Below are 20042 nucleotides of genomic sequence, written 5' to 3' on the forward strand. Positions count from 1 at the left end.
TTCCATACGCCTGCATTGTCACTGTATCGCTATATCTATACATTATGTCTGTATTGCCTGATTCCCAAGCCTACAGTCATTCTTATTTTTCAGAACAGCAGTCATAACTCCTGAACTAGTATAGTGTACCACTTCTGCAACGACTCTTCTACGCTTTCCTGAAAAAACCGTTTATCATTTTCATTTCCATCTCACTCAACATGCATATACGAAAAACCGGAAGATCTCTCGACCCTCCGGCAACATACATCTATTTATTTCAGTATTTCGTATTATTTGATAAAAGTAAATGAGTTCACGGCTTTTTCCAGCGCTGCTGCCTGCACTTCCGTCTTGTTGGCGTCATTCAGCCCGCTCGTAATGGTATACGTCGTTCCGTTCTGTTCAAACACGATCTGACGTCCGGTATACGGCACACCATTGTCCACTTCATGATAGATAAAGGAAAACGCAGGCACACCCGCAAACGTCAACTCCTCACTGCTAAGCAACTTGAAGTTTTTACGCGTTTTGGTTGCTTCCGCATACGCCTCTCTAAGTTGACTGACAGTCATTTCAATGGATTTGTCCTCACTCGCGGCAATGGAGAATTGACCACCTGTGAAGGTATACACGACAGGAGAATACTCAAACCGATCATTGTACGGCGTCCAGTAACGTGGAATATCTACACTGTAATGATAACGTTTGGACGTTCGTGTCACAGATTTTGTTTTATCCGTCAAATATGGGTCTTCATCCAGCTGTCCGAAATTATCAGATACGGTATCAAAATCAATCTCAACACTCTTCATGATACTCTTAAACCATTCCCGATCCATCGTCTGCTCCTCAGGGAACGTATACTCTGCATAATAGCGATAGCCATTTTTTTGCAAAAGAACATCGAACTCCGTCTGCCATCCATCGCCAAAGTTATAACGGAACTCATTCACTTCGGCAGTCTCGCCTGATACATCCATCGTATACGAACCTATCGGCTCATAACTTTCCGGCGTGAATGTCTCACGCATCCACTTGTCCAGTTGGCCACTCCACTCTTTGACCGTCGCACCTTTCGGTGCAGATGTAACACGTAGTTGCAGATATGCACCATCCTTGGCTTCGTATATCATCTGGGTGTTGTCCATGGACCAGCCTGCTGGAATCTTCAGTTCAATGCCATAATCATCATTCCAGGTAGAGCGCATACCCTCATCCACGGTTGAAAGATCCTTAATTGTACGATCGGACTGAGCATAAGTAGGCTGGAATGAATTGAGTAGCGCTGCACGTTTGCCCAGATCCTTGTAATTCAGTGCTCCATAATCCGCGAGGTATACGTCATATTGGCGACCATCATGGATATATTGGCGCATTTCCCATAACACCCCGTCCGCATCCTTAACCACAATCCGGGCATAAGGTGTTTTCCCTTTGGCAATCGATTCCCGGTCGAGCACCGTATCTCCGCTCTCTTTTGCTTCCTGAACAAGCTGCTGTAACAAATCATCCGAATCCAGACTCACATCCTGGTCACTCACGTACACTTCAAGATAATAACTGCTGTCCTCCGCGCCAAATGTCATCATGCGCTCCTGCTCACCCGTTTGCAGAATCATGAGGTCGGATGGGTAATTAATGGACCAGCCGTAATAACTGTTACCAATTCTCGTTTTGCCTTCGTCCAGATTAATGCCGCCCTCGTCCTCATCCTCCGATTCGTCCGTTTGCAATAATCGAATGACCATTTCTCCTGAACTGCTTGGAGCAAGAGTAGCACCAATCCCCGCAGCTACCGGGCGGAGTGGCACCATGAGCACGCCATTTACCATTTTTGGGGCTGCGCCCATCTCTTTTTTGAATCCATCCACCCAGGCAATCGAACTGCCAATGGTTAAGGTGACAGTATGCGGACCTTCCTTAACTTTGACCACATCATTCTTCTCCAGTCGGATCTCGCTGCCAAAAGCCTTCTTGAATACACCAACAGGAACCATCGTAACGCCTTTGAACTGATATGGTTTGGCGATTGCCTGCTTGCTGCCGTTGATATAGGCGCTCGTACTACCCGCTGTGATCCGCAGCTCACTTGTTATAAGATCGGATGCCCACGCAGGCAATGCCGCTCCAATGCTCAGCATCCCGGCTAACATACCTGTGCTTAGCACACGTAAAAATGATATTTTCATTCCGTTCATTCGTCCTCTCTGGATCCGGATTGCTCGCCGGGCTTTATTGATCTTCATCTACAGTGAACTGCTCATCTTCATCGTCTTGGATATCCGCTCGATCAGCAAGGACCACCGTACGAGTGACAATATCGCCGTCCGTTTGCATTAACAGTTTGACCTTCTGTCCTGGCACATACGTTTTGAGCAGCTCATTGATATCCACCACAGAGGACACACGTGTGCCTGCTACACTGTATAACACATCTCCCTCTTTAATTTTGGCTTTCTTCGCTTGAGCTGACAGCACACCCGTAATCGTCAAAGGATCATCAGTAGGCAGGCCCACAATCGCTGACCAGCTCTCTTCCAGTTGCAAGCCGAGGCTTGCACGCTTGATTTTTCCGTATTCAAAGAACTGATTGATAATATATTGAACGGTATCTACTGGAATTGAAAATCCCATGCTCTCGATACCCACTGCTGAAAATTTCATAGAGTTAATACCAACAACTTCACCTTTGAGGTTGACCAGCGGTCCGCCGCTGTTGCCAGGGTTAATGGCTGTATCTGTTTGAATCAACCGATAGGTAGCCTCCACTCCCCGATTAAGACCACTGATTACGCCCACTGTCGCCGAGTTACGCAAAGAGAAGGAGATCGGTGTACCGATGGCAATGACGGTTTCTCCAACAGTTGTTTGGGAAGCTTTGGCGAAGGTCGCCGGTTTAAGAGATTTGGCATTAATTTTGATTAGAGCGATATCGCTTAACGGGTCACTGTATGTTTTGGTGATTTTATATGTATTGCCATCAGTCGTCACGACCAACGGATTGATTAATCCATCAACCACATGGGCATTCGTCACAATCCAGCCGTTGGAGCGGATGATCACGCCAGTGCCATGAGCTAGGTTATAGCGATCCGATGTGACGCCATCCTGTAATTCAGTAGATTTGCCGATAATGCCTACAACAGAAGGAGATACTTTTTCAATTACTTTCGGGACTGCTTCACTGCCCTTATACTGAAACGTTCCAGACTTGGCGTCATATTGCCCACTTCCTCCGAGCGCTTTGACCAAATCCTTTGAACTAACATATACTTGTCCATCTACCATTTTGGCTTGCATACTTGATGAAGACTCCGCTGCCCCAGCCGTTGCTGCAACACTGATCGAGAGTACAGCAGCCATCAGTATGGCTACGCCCTTTTTCCCCAACACTCTCATTCTCTCACCTAACCCTCTCTATATATCCTCCGTTATTCAACCGAACCATATGATCCATTACTGAATCTCTTTCTCTATTATCTGCAATACCGGTATCCTCAAATTTAACATACAAATTATTCCTGTACAATCTCTTTAAGACCTAATTTCGATAGAGAAGACCGTATTATCCGAACCACTCTGCAAAACACAAAAAAACACCCTCCTTAATTCTCTGGAAAGTGTTTGTCTGTTCTTCTACTTGCTGTTTTCAAATAAGTTCAGCGGTGTCTCTACGAACCAAACCAACCGGTAATCATGGCATAGTCCGTCAAAAGGAATACCAGCAGACTAACCACTGCAAATCCGATAGCAAACAAATTCTTCTTCGGTGCGCGAACCAGTCGGACAACTCCAATGAAAATCAGGATCGTAAATAAGATGACAAAAATATCAAACGCATTAAAATTCGAAGTACTCGCCGCGGCAGCTTCTGCAAACAGCATGGATAGACAGACCTCCTCACCATAGTTGAACAGCTAAACGCATACCCTAATATCTTCCTCTATGTTATCTGTACCCTGCTTGTAATGCAAGCCCTATCATCCAGAAAAATGAAAAAAATCCAGTTTGGCAGTAGATTGATGGAATGCTTGATCTACCACATATGTAAACACTTTCACCGATGTCATATTAAGATTGGCACAACGGTAAAATATCAGAAAACCCTTCTCCTCGAAAGAAGAGGACATCAGATCATACACCGATGCCATCTACTTCATGAAAAGAAGGGTTAGATATTCACAAACAACCTGTAAACTGGAGCATTTACTCCGTCAATTGTAACGTCTTGCTTCGTTCCGTATCCCGCTCCAATACTGGTTTCAAGTACTTACCGGTATAGGAAGCTTCCACTTTAATAATATCCTCAGGCGTACCTGTCGCAACAATGGTTCCGCCACCGCTTCCACCTTCCGGACCCAGATCAACGATATAATCGGCTGTTTTGATAACATCCAGGTTATGCTCGATAACGAGTACCGATTCACCGGAATCCACCAGACGGTGCAGGACGTTCAGCAGACGATCAATATCATCGACATGAAGACCGGTCGTTGGCTCATCCAGAATATAGATCGTTTTACCCGTACTACGACGATACAGCTCGGAAGCGAGCTTCACGCGTTGTGCTTCACCACCGGACAACGTTGTTGCAGGCTGGCCCAAGTTAATGTAGCCCAACCCCACGTCGAGCAAGGTTTGCATTTTGCGATGAATTTTCGGAATGTTCTCGAAGAACTGCGTTGCATCCTCTACCGTCATTTCCAGCACATCTGCAATATTTCTATTTTTGTATTTGACTTCAAGTGTTTCGCGATTATACCGTTTGCCTTTGCAGACCTCACAAGGCACGTAGACATCCGGCAGGAAGTGCATCTCAATTTTGATAATGCCGTCCCCGCGACATGCTTCACAACGTCCACCTTTAATATTGAAACTGAACCGACCTTTTTTGTATCCGCGCACTTTGGCTTCATTGGTCTGTGCAAACAGATCACGGATGTCATCAAAGACGCCTGTATACGTAGCAGGGTTGGAGCGTGGTGTTCGTCCGATTGGTGACTGGTCAATATCAATAACTTTATCAATATGTTCCAGACCGCGAATCTCTTTGTGCTGACCTGGACGTACCCGTGCACGGTTCAAATCACGAGCAAGCGTTTTATACAAAATCTCATTAATTAGCGTCGATTTACCCGAGCCGGATACACCCGTTACTGCGGTAAATACACCCACTGGAATTTTTACATTCAGGTTTTTCAGGTTATTTTCCTTCGCTCCACGCACTTCCAGCCAGCGGTCCCCGACACTACGGCGTTCGGTACGTACCGGAATAAACTTGCGCCCACTCAAATATTGACCCGTTAGCGAGTTCTCATCATTCATGATTTCTTCCGGTGTACCCTGCGACATGATGGTACCACCGTGGATACCTGCCCCCGGACCAATATCGATAATATAATCGGCGGCCATCATCGTATCCTCATCATGTTCAACCACGATCAGTGTGTTACCGATATCCCGCATGTGAGCGAGTGTGGAGATCAGACGATCGTTATCCCGTTGATGCAGACCAATACTCGGCTCATCCAAAATATACAGCACACCCATCAGGCTGGAACCAATCTGTGTCGCCAGTCTGATCCGCTGGGCTTCACCACCGGACAACGTTCCTGCAGCACGGCTCAGGGTCAGGTAATCCAGTCCTACGTTTACTAGGAAGCCGAGACGGCTGTTGATTTCTTTTAAAATAAGTTTGGCGATTATTTCTTCTTTCTCACTCAATTGTAGCGAATCGAAGAAACGGCCAGCTTCTCCAATGGACAAACTTGTCACATACGCCATGTTGTGATCGTTAATCGTAACAGCAAGGCTTTCACGTTTCAGTCGCTGTCCTTTACATGTTCCACAAGGCTTGGCACTCATATAACCTTCAATGAATTCACGGATACCTTCGAATGCTGTCTCACGGTAACGACGCTCCAGATTATTCACAATACCTTCAAAGGTAACCAATGCTTCTTTCCGTTGTCCAAAATCATTCTCGTACCGGAAACGAATTTTCTCCGTACCTGTACCCTGCAACAGCTTGTTCATTTGTTCAGCAGGCAGATCTTCTACAGGTACGTTTTGCGGAATGTTAAAGTGTTCGCATACCGATTTGAGGAACTGCGGATAATAGGTGGATGTACCACCTGTCCAGGCATCAAACGCACCCTCTTCAATTGTTTTGCTTCGATCCGGCACCAACAGGTCCGGGTCAACAATCATTTTGACACCTAATCCATCACAATCCGGGCAGGCACCGAATGGGCTGTTGAACGAAAACATGCGCGGCGCCAGCTCTTCAATACTGAATCCGCACACCGGGCAGGCAAAGTTGGAACTGAAGCGCAGCTCTTCCTCACCCATAATATCTACCAGCAGCTGTCCACCGGACAGATTAAGTGCAGTCTCAATAGAATCGGCCAAACGTGATTGCACTTCTTCCTTAATCACGATCCGGTCAACGACGACTTCAATCGTATGCTTTTTGTTCTTCTCCAATTGAATATCTTCCGACAAATCACGCAATTCACCGTTCACCCGTACACGAACGAAGCCCTGCTTGGACACATCGGCAAATATGCTTTTGTGTTCACCCTTGCGTCCAGAGACAATCGGTGCCAGAATCTGCAACCGGGTCCGCTCAGGATATTGCATTATGCGGTCAACCATTTGTTCTACGGTCTGGGAGCTAATCTCCACGCCATGATCCGGACAATGAGGATGTCCCACACGTGCAAATAACAGACGCAGGTAGTCATAAATTTCCGTAACGGTTCCGACGGTGGAACGCGGGTTACGGCTTGTCGTTTTCTGATCTATGGAGATAGCCGGTGACAATCCTTCAATGGAATCAACGTCCGGTTTCTCCATCTGCCCCAGAAACTGCCGTGCATAAGCCGATAATGATTCAACGTATCGTCGCTGTCCTTCGGCATATATCGTATCAAAAGCCAGCGAGGACTTGCCTGAGCCACTCAGACCGGTCAATACAACAAAACGGTCACGCGGGATGGTGATATCAATGTTTTTGAGGTTATGCGCTCGCGCGCCTTTGATGACAATGTTCTCGCTCGCCAATGGTATTCATCCTTTCAATGTTGAAATTCCAACCTTTTTTAAAGGCTTTTCGATCCCTCCCAAACCCTCCCTTCCAAGGGAGGGCCCCAGAGGGCGCAGCCCTCTGGACACCCGAAACAGGCGGTGCAATGGTGAATGGTCGGGTCTTGCTATGTGAAGGTTGTCGTGTGCCCGCAGCTTCGTCCAAGATCCCGGCCAAATGCCGGTCTCTTAGACGGCCGCTCTACAACGAGAGGGCGCTCACGGCTTTGCCTCGTTCGCAAGTGTCGCCATTGCCTTCGGCTCGGCTCCTGGGTACACGACTTCCAAATGTTTTCCTATAAACCTTTTAACCAATTTCAACTTTTCTATCAGTATAGACCTGATTTTACGTTTTCAACATGTCTAATTATCGGTAGATATCACTGATTTCCTGACTCAACAAGAGAACGGCCACCCGGCCGTTCTCTTGTTGCAGATCTATCCATGCTGCGACACATTCTACTGTGCCTCTATCTTAAACTTATGCTGTCTGCCTTAATAAGCTATTCTGCGCGCAGTTCCAGCAATGCATCACGAAGTTCAGCAGCACGCTCAAACTGCAAGTTTTTGGCTGCGTCTTTCATCTCTGCCTCTAGGCGCTGAATAAGCGACTGACGTTCCTTCTTCGACATCTTCTCGGCAGCGCCTGTAAGATAGTCTTTCTTGGATTCGGCAACTTTGGTTGCTTCAATCACATCACGCACTTTTTTGCGAATCGTCTGTGGTGTAATACCATGCTCTTCGTTATACGCAATTTGGATCGCACGACGGCGTTCCGTTTCCTTCATCGCTTTTTCCATCGAATCTGTCACTTTGTCACCGTACAGGATAACTCGACCTTCACTGTTCCGCGCCGCCCGGCCAATCGTTTGAATCAGTGAGCGTTCCGAACGTAAGAAGCCTTCTTTATCGGCATCCAAAATGGCTACCAGAGAAACTTCAGGAAGATCCAGACCTTCCCGGAGCAAGTTGATTCCGATAAGGACATGGAAAACCCCCAGCCTTAGATCACGTAGAATCGCCATACGCTCCAATGTCTTGATCTCGGAGTGCAAATAACGTACCTTGATTCCGATCTCCTTCAGATAATCTGTTAAATCCTCGGACATCTTCTTCGTTAATGTTGTGATCAGGACCCGCTCGTCTTTCGCAATCCGGTCATTAATCTCACCGATCAGGTCATCGATCTGCCCCTTCGTTGGACGCAGTTCAATAATTGGATCAAGCAGACCGGTTGGACGAATGATCTGTTGCACCATCGTATCCGTATGCTCAATCTCGTAAGGACCTGGTGTCGCAGATACATAGATAATCTGATCCATCTTCCCTTCAAACTCATCGAATTTGAGAGGGCGGTTATCCAGCGCAGATGGCAGACGGAATCCGTGATCAACCAGTACAGTCTTCCGTGCTTGGTCACCGTTATACATCGCACGGATCTGTGGAAGAGTCACGTGGGACTCATCGACCACAATCAACATATCATCCGGAAAATAGTCCATCAGCGTGTAAGGTGTATCGCCTCGTTCGCGGAATGTCAGTGGGCCGGAATAGTTTTCAATCCCTGAACAAAAACCGACTTCTTTCATCATCTCGATATCGTACCGTGTACGTTGCTCCAGTCGCTGAGCCTCCAACAATTTCCCCTGTTCACGCAATACTTCAAGACGCTCTTCCAGTTCACGCTCAATATTCACTAGCGCAACCTTCATCGTCTCTTCCTGGGTTACGAAGTGAGATGCCGGGAATATCGCAATGTGCTCACGTTCCCCAACCAGTTCTCCGGTTAACACATCAATCTCCGTAATTTTCTCAATCTCATCACCGAACAATTCCACCCGAATCGCATGTTCACCCTTCGATGCCGGGAAAATCTCGATAACGTCACCGCGAACGCGGAACGTACCACGCACAAAGTTAATGTCATTTCGCTGATACTGAATCTCCACCAGACGGGACAAAATCTGATTGCGAGGTTTCTCCATCCCTACCCGCAGGGACAGAAGCATGCTGGAATAGGAGTGCGGCGAACCCAAACCATAGATGCAGGATACACTCGCTACAATAATGACATCTCTGCGTTCAAACAATGAACTCGTAGCCGCATGGCGCAACTTATCGATCTCTTCATTGATACTTGAATCCTTCTCGATGTACGTATCCGAGGAAGGAATATAGGCCTCTGGCTGAAAGTAATCGTAGTAACTGACAAAATACTCAACCATGTTATTTGGAAAAAAGTCTTTGAACTCACTTGCAAGCTGAGCTGCCAGCGTTTTATTGTGGGCAATAATCAGTGTGGGACGTTGCAGCTTGGCAATCGTCTGTGCAATGGTGAACGTCTTACCCGTACCGGTTGCACCCAGCAATGTCTGATATCTCTTCCCCTCCTGAACGCCCTTCACCAATTCTTCAATGGCTGCAGGCTGATCACCTTGGGGAGAAAACTCTGATTCGATTTCGAACGTTTTGTCGCTCATTATAATATCGCTCATTGCCGTATCTCACCCTATCGTCTAAAATAATAGTCACTATATATTGTCGAAGTTCCCCGAATTTACATATGGGAAAACTTATAGTAATAGGAATATTTGTTCCCGTATAATTATACCTCGTCTGTGCAAGTGATGCAATCGCGAACTAAAGATAGGAGTGGGTTAATTTATGGATATTGCGACACTTATCGGCATTATTGCCGGGATTGCCGCAGTCATTAGTGGTTTTTTATGGGAAGGTGGCCAATTATCCGGTCTGATGCAAAAGACGGCTGCTCTAATTGTATTTGGTGGAACGATTGCCGCAGTTGTTGCCAGTTTCCCTGCACATCGGCTGCGTACGATTCCTGCTGCCCTCCGCATGGCCTTTGGGCGTAACAACAATGACTCAAGCCAGTGGGTTGAAGAACTTGTAGATATGTCTTCAATCGCTCGCCGCTCAGGCGTGCTTGCACTGGAACGAAAAGTAATGGACCATCCGCATCCATTTTTGCAAGATGGTATTCAGATGGTTGTCGATGGCACAGATCAGGATGTTGTTCGCCAGATCATGGAGATGGAGATTGATTCCGTCGAACAAAAATATGAAGGTTATGCCAAAATTTTTGAATCAGCAGGCGGTTATGCTCCAACGATGGGTATCATTGGTACCGTGATGGGACTTATTCAGGTACTCGGCAGCCTGACCGATCCTACTGGACTCGGCCCAGCGATTGCTGTTGCCTTTACCGCAACCCTCTACGGGGTCGCCAGCGCCAATCTTATCTTTTTACCCATTGCTTCCAAAATTAAATCCCGTGGAGCAGACGAAATTCAGACGATGGAAATGCTGCTCGAAGGCGTATTATCCATCCAGAACGGGGAAAACCCTCAGCTTGTGCGTAAACGGCTGGAGTCCTTCACACTTACTCACCGCCAGATTACACGTCCTGTAGTGAAGGAGGGATTGGATGAGTCGGCGCAGTAAACGGCGCGGAAAACGTGAACCTGGAGATCATCGAGATCGCTGGATGATTACCTATGCCGATCTCATTACTCTGCTGCTGATCTTTTTTGTGATCATGTATGCCATGAGCCATCTGGATTCTGGTAAATACGATGTGGTTACTCAATCGTTGCAAAATACTTTCAACCAATCCAACTCCCTGCTCGATCAAGGTGAAGGTATTGGTGGTACAGCTGGACAAGCTATTACCAAGAATCCGCCTTCCCAGATTCAGGGCGAAGACCCCGGAGAAGGCAAAGGACCCTCTTCCGGCTCCGAGACAAGTAAGCCAGATGATGACGATCAGCCACTTACGGAGCGTGAAGAGCAATTCAGATCACAGGAGCAGGAGCTGCAAAATTTGTTCAATGTGATTACCCAGTATATCGAGGACAATAAACTGGAAAATCAGATTTTTGTTGCGGACAAGCCGCAAGGCATCTCTATCACACTCAGCGACCGCTTCCTGTTTGATCAGGGAAAAGCCGCACTCAAAAGTGATGCTTCACCCACACTAAGCAAATTGGCAAGCTTGTTCCGTGATCTGAGCACCGTTGTTAGCATTGAAGGGCATACGGATAACGTTCCTGTCGGGGCAAACGCTACCTATAAAGACAATTGGGAGCTTTCCGGTGAACGCGCACTGTCTGTATTGCGATTTTTTCTCGATAAAGAAAAGCTCGACCCTGACGGCTTTCAATATGCCGGATACGCGGATACGCGCCCAACTGGGGATAATACCACCGCAGCAGGGCGGCAAAAAAATAGACGTGTGGAAATCACCGTCTTGCGTCAACTCCAGCCTTAATCTCAAACATTTCGTATGAAGTATCCTTGCTCTATTATAAAAAGCACGTTCTTACTGAATTCGATTCAGCAGAACGTGCTTTTTGTTTTTACTTCTATACTTTTATTGCAAAAAAGGCGGATCAATTTTTCCCTTCGTTTTACAGCAATGGCACACGATGTGATTACCTTCATCATACAAACGATTCACACTTTACGCATCTACGCCTGGCTGGCTGGGACGAAGAATCGCAGAACCGACCGTCAGCAAAATGGCTGCCATGCCAAACAGAATCAGCAGTGGTAGGGCAATGTCCGACAACGTACCGCCAGCAGAGATCGTTTCCACTGCTTGAATCGCCCATTTCTGCGGAACAAAATTAGCGAGTTTTTGCATGTAATCCGGCATGATCGACAGCGGCCAGAAACAGCCACCAATCATACACGTCGGTGTGATAATCAGTGAATTCAGCATGGTTGCATTTTTGGATTCACGAATCAAGCCGGCAACCGTACTCGCAATCCCCATGGAGACCAGCATAAATGCGGCCAAAATAAGAAGATGGATGCCAAATGGAATCCCCGCATCATAATGAAGCACCCATCTGCTAATCCCCAGTACCAAAACAATTTGGATCAAACCGATCGCAAAACTCCCCAGAAAATTGCCCAGTGCGATTTCATAAGCGCGGACCGGCGCCGTGTAGACTCTTGCCATCGTCCGCTGCCTGCGGTCTTCCATAATAACAGCAACTGTACTGGTCAGCAGACCCATCATGAACATAATCGTAAATCCGGTTACGTTGTTCAAACCCGGTTTTGGATAAATCTTCAGCTCAGTTGCTTCACCCAAAATTTGATGTTTGCCTAGTTCAAGTAACAATTCTTTAAATTTGGCTTGGGCCAGAGTTGGATCAGAAGTCTCACCTGATGCCGCATCTGTCGCTGCCAATACTGCCGAAGCAGATTGTCTCAATCCCGCTGCCAAACCTTCAACCGCAGCCCTCAAAGTATAGGAGCTTTCACTGACACGAAGTTCCACTAGCTGAACTTCAGGTTGTTTGTCTTGCAGTAAATTGTCCGTGTAATGCGCCGGGATAATGAGTCCTGAACTCCCCCTTTGCTGCGCAATGGCTTCCTTAACTTCCGCAACGTTGTTCATGGGTTTGAGCAGATATTCCTCTTTGCGGCCCAGCTCATCCAATATCCATCTGCCTGCTGCACCCTGATCCTCGTTTACATAAGGAATGACGGCACGTGTTCCCTCCTCGCTCCCAAACAGCGCAATTGTACCTGTGACGACAAGGCAAGGAAGAAGAAAGAACGTGATGAAACCCCGTTTTCGCAATATCGTGCGCCGGATCATCAGCCAGGCAATATTCAGGCTATTCATAGCGATATCCCGCCTTTCTATAGATCAGTCCCGCTGCCGCCACCATTACCGCACATACCGAACCAAGCATCATGATGCTGTACATAATCTCACTTAAGGGGGCGTTCAGCATCATCCGCAGAAAACTTTGCAAAGCCCAGTGGTTTACCGTAAATTCGCTTATTCGCTGTACAAAACCAACGGCAATGGGTGTAAATCCACCGCTAATAAATGTCATGGCAATAATGATGCCTTGAAGAGCGGCGCTTGCGGATGCGGAATTCTTGAAAAGCAGGGTAACAATCACGCCGAGAGTCATGGAAGCCAGCGTAATCAGCACACAGATTAGAACAATTAGCCAGGGATGTGTGCCCCAGTTCACACCATATAACCAATGTGTCGCCAGTACGATGATGATGGCCTGCAAGAAAGCAATTAGGCTATTGCCTGCAATTTTCCCTGCAAAAATGACCCCATTGCCGATTGGAGCTGCTTGTAAGCGAGTTAGCGTTTTTTTATCTCTTTCACCAAACAGACTGTTGCTGGTTGTCATACCTGAGTAAAGCATAAACATGGCCAGCATGGAAGCTGCATAATATTGTGAAGCACTATAAGAGGTACCCACTTCTCCGGGACTGCTGACGGCTATATATGAAGAGCTCGTTCTATTGGTCTGTGAATGCTCAGACATTGCAGCTACTGCGTCAGGACCTAACACTTTCGCCGCAGCGACCTGTCTGTTCAGTTCATCCGTGAACCGCGTAAACAAAGTCTCACCTACAACATTGAGCGTGCCATCTTTCCCCAATATCCATTGCAACCTTGCCTCTTCCCCTTTCATGATCTGCTCCTCCAGATCTGATGGGACAATTACGGCAAAATCCAGATCACCACGTCGCAGTGCACTTACAGCCTCTTTTTCCGTAGGTATGTTCTGTACCTTCATCATTTCGCTTACTGCCAAAGATGTCACAAATGTATTTAAAGCTTCGCTGATCGCTCCAGAACCGGAATCCTCTTCTGTTTGAATGATCCCTACTCTCACCGGGTCAGGAATGGCTTCTTTTGCCGTCCCCATTGTACTGGAGAGTGCAGTACCCAATATAAAGATGAGCAGCAGCGGCAGAATAAACAGATTCAGCAGAACGGAACGAATTCTCAGAATCCGTCTCAATTCAAAAATGCAAATATGCCATATGTTCATCTGACATCCTCCTAGTCCCGAAGCGTACGTCCGGTCAGATTGAGGAAGAGCGTTTCCAAATCAGGCTCTTCAACCTTGAGCGATTGAATGGAGATTTCATGTTTGCTGCAAATGAAGAGCATATCCTGTAGGTCCTGCTGTGCAGAAGGCAGCGTAATGGTCAATGTATCGTCTGATACTTCTACCGCCCGCACACGGGGGTGAAGTTTTAACTCCTCCACAACGTCGTGACCAATGCCCGAAGTGGTGAGCACTATTTTTTCCTCAGATGCAACCCGTTCTCTCAGTTCTGCTTCGGTGCCGCAGGCAATGATATGCCCCTGATCCATAATCGCTACCCGGTGACTGATTGCAGCAACTTCCTCCATGTAATGACTTGTATAAATAATGGTTGACCCCATCTGATTAAGCGTACGGACGGACTCCAAAATATGATTCCGTGATTGCGGGTCAATGCCCACTGTTGGTTCATCCATAATGATTAAATCCGGCCGATGCATAATGGCACACGCAATGTTCAGCCTGCGTTTCATACCGCCAGAGAAAGTGGACGGGGCATCCTTCGCTTTGTCCTGCAAACCTACAAATTCGAGGGATTCCTGCACTCTTTCTTTAAGCATTTTTCCACGGAGTCCATATAGTCGGGCAAAAAAAGTTACATTCTCTGCAGCGGTCATCGTTTCATATAGAGCCAGATCCTGTGGTACCAGTCCGATTTTGCGTTTCACTTCAAGTGGCCGTTCCTTGACCGATATGCCATCCAACCGAATTTCACCCTGATCCATATTTAAAAGACCGGCAATCATGCTAATGGTGGTACTTTTCCCTGCTCCATTGGGTCCAAGCAATCCAAAAATTTCACCTTTACCGACACTCAGATTTAAATGATCCACTGACAGCTTGCTACCGTATCGTTTCACGACGTGATCCACTTCAAGCATAGCCATAGATTATACACTCCTCTTCCGTCCAGCTTCCTGCGACTGGATTTTCATATCTGTATTGTAACGAATTGTGATCTTCTGCGAAGGTACGAAAGGTCATGAAACAAAGGTGACTTAAGTCATCTTCGGTTGGGAAAACTGCATATGATATAATCGACATACATAACCGGAAGGTATACCTTCACTTCTAAAATAAAGGATGTCTCTGACATATGCCGATGCGGTTGCTGCAATACGGTTTACTCATAGTTCCTGCGGTCCTGTACATTCTGGTGCTACCCCTGGAACAAGAAGATAGCTATACTCTGTATATTATCATTGCGCTAGGACTCGCGGTGTGGAAAGACTTCTCCCGTTCAGGTATGCAGCGTTTGCTGCTCGTGGCCGAAATCCTCTTAAGCTGCTGGCTGATCGCTCTATATGGCCCATTTATGTTTTTCCTCTCCTTATCTGCGCTTTATGTGTACATGTACAGACTGGATAGGACCCAGCGATGGTTAATGCTCGCCATTCAGCTTATAGCCAGCAATATTGCGCTACATTGGTATTACGCCCCACCACAGGAGCTTCATGCATGGCTTACACTTCACACCAACACGGCCATTCCTTTTAGCTTCACCCAAGAGACAATGGCTCGGGTTGCAGGTAACTTGCTCCTGCTCATCACCGCAACACTCTCTTGGCAGGGTTCTAGAAGCGCCAGCAGCCGTGGGCAACTTGAACAGGTATACGATGAGCTGCGCAGTAAACATTACGAGCTTCAGGAGGCACGCGAACAATTGCTGCAATTCACGAAGCAACTTGAAGGAGCGGCACAGGTTGAGGAACGTACCCGGATATCCAGACAGCTTCATGATGATATTGGTCATCGCCTAATTCGCACCAAAATGATGTCTGAGGCAGCCCTCCTCACCCTACCTATACACCCAGAACAGGGCACGGAAATGGTGAGACAGATTCGGGATCAATTGGCCGCCAGTATGGATGACATGCGAACCACGCTTCACAAATTGCGGCCTGACTCTTATATATCCGATGCCTACGCGTTAGATCGTCTGCTTGAAGACGTTGGCCGGGAAACAGGTGTGAAAACGAGTTACGAAGTTCGTGGGCATTCACATGTACTTTATCCCAGTATGCAGATTGTCTTGTACAAAAATGCCAAAGAGGCCGTGACCAATGCACTCCGTCATGGTAATGCCAATACGATTAGTGTGGAACTGGAATTTGGGGAAAGAGAGATCTGTATGTCCATCAGCAACGATGGGAAGATCCATACCCTTTCCACCAAGGAACAAACGAAAGGAAGACATGAAAGATCTCGTGCTAACCCGGGAGTAAAGTCAGAGTCTACAGGACTCGGCATGGGACTTGAAGGAATGCGCCTACGCACACAGCTGGTTGGTGGGAAACTGGAGATCAAGTCGGACTATCCCTATACGGTGATTACACGCCTACCCATGGCAAACAAAGCTGAACTGATCTGAAAAAGGAAGTGATTTGCTCATGTCTGACCTGAATGAATTAAATAACTCGAGCCATTCTGTTCGCCCTCAGTCCATTCGGCTGATGCTTGCGGATGATGATTCCTTTATCCGTGAAAGTCTCAAAGTCCTGCTTGGACTCGATCCCGGCATTACCGTTACAGGTACAGCTTCAAACGGCCGGGAAGCTCTGGAACTGCTGGAGTCCGGAACAATTGCCGACGTTGTACTTATGGATATTCGCATGCCAGATTGTGATGGAGTTGAAGGTACCCGAATCATTAAAACACGTTTCCCTGACGTGCGTGTACTGATGCTTACTACGTTTGACGATGATGAGTATATTATCCAGGCTTTGCAAAACGGAGCCAGCGGTTATTTACTCAAAAATGTGCCACCTGACCGGATCATTCAGGGCATCAAGACTGTACATAACGGGGATATGTTGATTCATCCTGATATTGCTCGTAAGCTCGCGAGTCTACTTCGTCCTACTGCAGCGCCTCAGACACATGAACCCATTGGCTCTTACGGACTAACCCGTATGGAACTGGCTGTTGCGGAGGCTATATCAGAAGGGCTGTCCAATAAAGAAATTGCCGCGAAGCTATTTTTAAGTGAAGGCACGGTCAAAAACTATGTTACGGATATTCTCGGCAAGCTTAGTTTGCGCGACCGGACTCAAATCGCCATTTTCATGTTGAAAAAGTAGCAAAAAGGGTATTTCCCTCGCCTAATATGGCGGAGGAAATACCCTTTCTTCATTACATCTCTACAGATCTTTGCTCCCCCGCCGGGGCGGGTGGCAATGCTAGTGGAGCCTCAACATTAAGCTGATCTTTCCGACGTCGTGCGAACAACTTGAGACTTACGATATGAAATAGAGTTAGCGGACGCAAGCGGAGCGCCCAGGCTTCATGATTGTCCGGGGCCATGAGCACCCCGAGCTGATGATGCTCTCCTTCATAGATCGCCCGTTGCATGAACTTGCTCTCACCCTGATGATTGCGTACCTCCAGCTTACAAAAGGCCGGATTCATACGCAAAGCGCGATGTAATTGCTCCGGCGAATGCACCAATACGCCATTCACCTTGTACAAGGTCTCCCCAGCTTCAATTCCCAGTTCTTCTGCGGGACTATCAGGAATGACACCCAGTACCTTCAGGCCGTGCTCAGGGTGTACAAACAGCGGGCTGCGGTTTTGCTCCTCGAAGCCACTGTACCACACCAGGAACTCATGCCCAATGAAAGCAGCCAAGGCTGCAACAACCATGAGTGGAGACCACCATGCAGCCAAGAGACTGAGCACAAGTAGCCCTGTCCCATATAGCAGCAATCGTTTTGCGGAAATCTGGACTTTTTCCCCGGGGAGCATACTTTGCGTAACTTCTCCGAATCCCAGCATAATCGGTAGCGCAACCAACATGTAGCCATTTCCTCCGCTGATCAAAGCGGTCCATGGCAATTCGGCCCCGCCCGTAACTGGAACAAGAATCAGTAACGGAATCGGCCAGAAATGCTGCAACTGGTATCCTCCAACGAGCTTGCCGCGTTTACCTTCGAAGAGCAAAGGCGATGCCATGGATACCCCTTGCATACGTACCATCAGTGCTTCACCGATATGTAATACTGCTGCGAGCACAAGAAGTGCAGGCATATCCAGCGCACGTAATGCTTCAGTGACACTTCCCATCCATCCTGCCGGCTGCCAGCCCGAAGCCAGATTTAAACCAAACTGCAACACGCCAAGCAAACCTGCAGCATAAGCAAAACATAAGTATCGGATACGGAATAATGCCAGAAATAACGTAGCTGCCCATATACAGATCAGGCTGCTCAGTGTAAGATGTGCCCCAAGAAACAACGACACGATTGAGACCATTGCACCAATCACAATACCTCCAAGTACTGCACGAATGGTCTGTGTGATCGAGCTTTGCAGACGAACGTGGAACAATTTACGTTCCTGTAAGAGTTGACGATGATAAACGAGAGCAATCAAGATTACCGCAATATAATAAAACGGCTGAATAAACAACTGCAACAATGCTTCTCCTAATGTGGTCAACCATGGCCAAGCCCATTCCATTGTGGACGGTCACCCCTCTCCTTCAGCCGGTTCAGAAAAAAAGAAGGCTGAAAATCAGCCTTCTTTATGGCTTCGACACTGCGGACGAAATATCCTTTGAGACATTTTCGATCGCGCGCTTCAGCTGTGCATCATATTGAGGATTGGCAATGCGTTCAATCAGAGCCGCTTCCAGTGATTCCGCGGTTTTCTCATCAATCTGGCCAGTTGCCTGAATGCCTTTTTGTTTCTGGAATGCTTTGACCGCTTCTTCTGTCTTCTGGTCATAGTATCCATCTACACGATCCGGCTTAAAGTCAAGTCCTCTCAGCATCGTCTGCGCACTTTTCACATCCGTGCTATTGCTGTCGTATTTCAAAGGTAATTTTTCTTTGTTGATTGGTGCCACCGAGAAGTAATCCGGCTGGTTCACCGCAATATCCGGTTTGATCCCTTTTTCGTGAATCCAGTCTCCGTTCGGAGTCAGCCATTTCGCAATGGTGATTTTCAGCAGACTGCCATCACCCATCTGCTTGTCATAACTCGTTTGTACGGTTCCTTTACCAAAGGAGTTTTCTCCAACCAGCGTTGCGCCTGCCGACTGTTGCAATGCACCAGCCAAAATTTCCGACGCACTCGCGCTTCCTTTGTTCATCAATACCGTAATTGGGTACGATTTACCTGATCCGTTCGATTTGCTTTGTTCCTTTTTACCGTTCTTGTCTTCGACTTGAACAATAACTTTGCCTTTCGGAACAAATTGCTCTGCAATATCAATAACGACCTGCAAAACACCACCCGGGTCATTACGAACATCAATGATCAGGCCCTTCATGTTCTGCTTCTCCAGCTTCGCCAGTTCTTCTTTGAAGCGATCTCCTGTGTTCAGCGAGAATTGGGTGATCGTAATAACACCAACACCGTTATCCTCCATGTGGGCGTACACCGTCTCCAGATCAATGTCATCACGTACAATGACAAAGTCAATCAGTTCGGAAGATCCGGCACGTTTAACCTGTACCTTCGCTTCACTGCCTTTTGGACCTCTGATTTTGTTAACGGCTTTGTTCAGTTCCAAACCTTGCAGAGATTCACCATTCACGGACATGATCATGTCTTTCGCGCGAATACCCGCTTTCTCGGCAGGTGATCCTTTGATCGGTGATACCACTACGACATTCCCGTCCTGTGAGGATACCTCTGCGCCGATTCCGGTAAATGAACCTTCAATCGACTCCTCGAACTGGGCTGCTGTTTCCTGCCCCATATAGTTGGAGTACGGATCACCAAGGGATTCCATCATGCCGTTGATCGCACCATCAATCAGTTTGGTTTGATCCACGTCTTTATAGTAGTTGCTTGAGATCAAATCCATCGCGGTTTCAATCTTCTTCAAATCGTTCTTCTGCTGCGAACTGCCAGTAACGCTTGCGAGCAATCCTTCCCCAGGTGTCGTCTGTGCCAGGCCAGGAGAGCTCATCAGCACCAGCGTAAGCAGGCTGCCTCCGAGAAGGGCTACAATGACAAGCAGCAGGGCCGATCTTTTCTTCATCATCCGTTTGTCACCGCCTTTAGTATTGAAGCGTGTCAAATTCAATTGTTCCGTGAATCATTCCCTGAACATGCCAGCTTAGT

General features: G+C 47.4%; 14 protein-coding genes. 4 read left to right on the forward strand and 10 right to left on the reverse strand.

Annotated elements, in window-relative coordinates; genetic code table 11:
- Positions 1-272 precede the first annotated feature (272 nt).
- From BLS14_RS11960 to uvrB, 5 genes are all read right to left on the reverse strand, one after another.
- Positions 273-2228, reverse strand: coding sequence for a stalk domain-containing protein (locus BLS14_RS11960; protein WP_256336401.1), 1956 nt, complete (start codon positions 2226-2228; stop codon positions 273-275).
- Entirely contained in the window at positions 2215-3381 is a 1167-nt protein-coding gene (locus tag BLS14_RS11965; protein ID WP_256336402.1) for a S1C family serine protease, read from the reverse strand. The genes BLS14_RS11960 and BLS14_RS11965 overlap by 14 nt, the downstream gene beginning before the upstream one ends.
- A 272-nt stretch (positions 3382-3653) precedes the next feature.
- Positions 3654-3866: a hypothetical protein gene (locus tag BLS14_RS11970; RefSeq protein ID WP_063567497.1), complete on the reverse strand. Its 213-nt coding sequence runs from the start codon at positions 3864-3866 to the stop codon at positions 3654-3656.
- A gap of 322 nt (positions 3867-4188) precedes the next feature.
- Positions 4189-7047 carry an excinuclease ABC subunit UvrA gene (gene uvrA, locus BLS14_RS11975; protein WP_090951816.1) on the reverse strand — a complete coding sequence of 953 codons (2859 nt, stop codon included), beginning with the start codon at positions 7045-7047 and terminating at the stop codon, positions 4189-4191.
- A gap of 524 nt (positions 7048-7571) precedes the next feature.
- A complete protein-coding gene (uvrB, locus tag BLS14_RS11980; RefSeq protein ID WP_063567499.1) occupies positions 7572-9563 on the reverse strand; it encodes an excinuclease ABC subunit UvrB in 1992 nt (663 codons plus the stop codon).
- A 169-nt stretch (positions 9564-9732) separates the two neighbouring features.
- Here uvrB and BLS14_RS11985 point away from each other — a divergent pair, with 169 nt between their 5' ends.
- On the forward strand, positions 9733-10530 hold the full coding sequence (locus BLS14_RS11985) for a flagellar motor protein (RefSeq protein ID WP_072733566.1): 798 nt from the start codon (positions 9733-9735) through the stop codon (positions 10528-10530).
- Complete coding sequence (locus BLS14_RS11990) at positions 10514-11356, forward strand: flagellar motor protein MotB (protein WP_090811903.1); 843 nt, start codon at positions 10514-10516, stop codon at positions 11354-11356. Before BLS14_RS11985 ends, BLS14_RS11990 begins: the two co-directional genes overlap by 17 nt.
- A gap of 192 nt (positions 11357-11548) precedes the next feature.
- Here the strand turns inward: BLS14_RS11990 and BLS14_RS11995 are convergent, their stop codons facing one another.
- From BLS14_RS11995 to BLS14_RS12005, 3 genes are read right to left on the reverse strand one after another with little or no spacing between them, the layout of a single operon-like run.
- Positions 11549-12727: an ABC transporter permease gene (locus BLS14_RS11995; protein WP_090951819.1), complete on the reverse strand. Its 1179-nt coding sequence runs from the start codon at positions 12725-12727 to the stop codon at positions 11549-11551.
- Complete coding sequence (locus tag BLS14_RS12000) at positions 12720-13910, reverse strand: ABC transporter permease (protein WP_090951820.1); 1191 nt, start codon at positions 13908-13910, stop codon at positions 12720-12722. The genes BLS14_RS11995 and BLS14_RS12000 overlap by 8 nt, the downstream gene beginning before the upstream one ends.
- Positions 13911-13921: 11 nt before the next feature.
- Entirely contained in the window at positions 13922-14857 is a 936-nt protein-coding gene (locus tag BLS14_RS12005) for an ABC transporter ATP-binding protein (RefSeq protein WP_079695673.1), read from the reverse strand.
- A gap of 209 nt (positions 14858-15066) precedes the next feature.
- Between BLS14_RS12005 and BLS14_RS12010 the strand changes: the two genes are divergently transcribed.
- A complete protein-coding gene (locus BLS14_RS12010; protein WP_090951823.1) occupies positions 15067-16341 on the forward strand; it encodes a sensor histidine kinase in 1275 nt (424 codons plus the stop codon).
- Between the two features lie 19 nt (positions 16342-16360).
- A complete protein-coding gene (locus BLS14_RS12015) occupies positions 16361-17050 on the forward strand; it encodes a response regulator transcription factor (protein WP_090951825.1) in 690 nt (229 codons plus the stop codon).
- A gap of 52 nt (positions 17051-17102) precedes the next feature.
- On the opposite strand, the gene BLS14_RS12020 is transcribed toward BLS14_RS12015, so the two are convergent.
- The gene (locus tag BLS14_RS12020) at positions 17103-18428 is read right to left on the reverse strand and encodes a PDZ domain-containing protein (protein WP_072733573.1); all 1326 of its coding nucleotides are present in this window, start codon (positions 18426-18428) and stop codon (positions 17103-17105) included.
- A 64-nt stretch (positions 18429-18492) separates the two neighbouring features.
- Complete coding sequence (locus BLS14_RS12025; protein ID WP_063567507.1) at positions 18493-19962, reverse strand: S41 family peptidase; 1470 nt, start codon at positions 19960-19962, stop codon at positions 18493-18495.
- Positions 19963-20042 lie beyond the last annotated feature (80 nt).

The organism is Paenibacillus sp. OK060 (genome assembly GCF_900101205.1).
Lineage (GTDB): Bacteria > Bacillota > Bacilli > Paenibacillales > Paenibacillaceae > Paenibacillus > Paenibacillus marchantiae.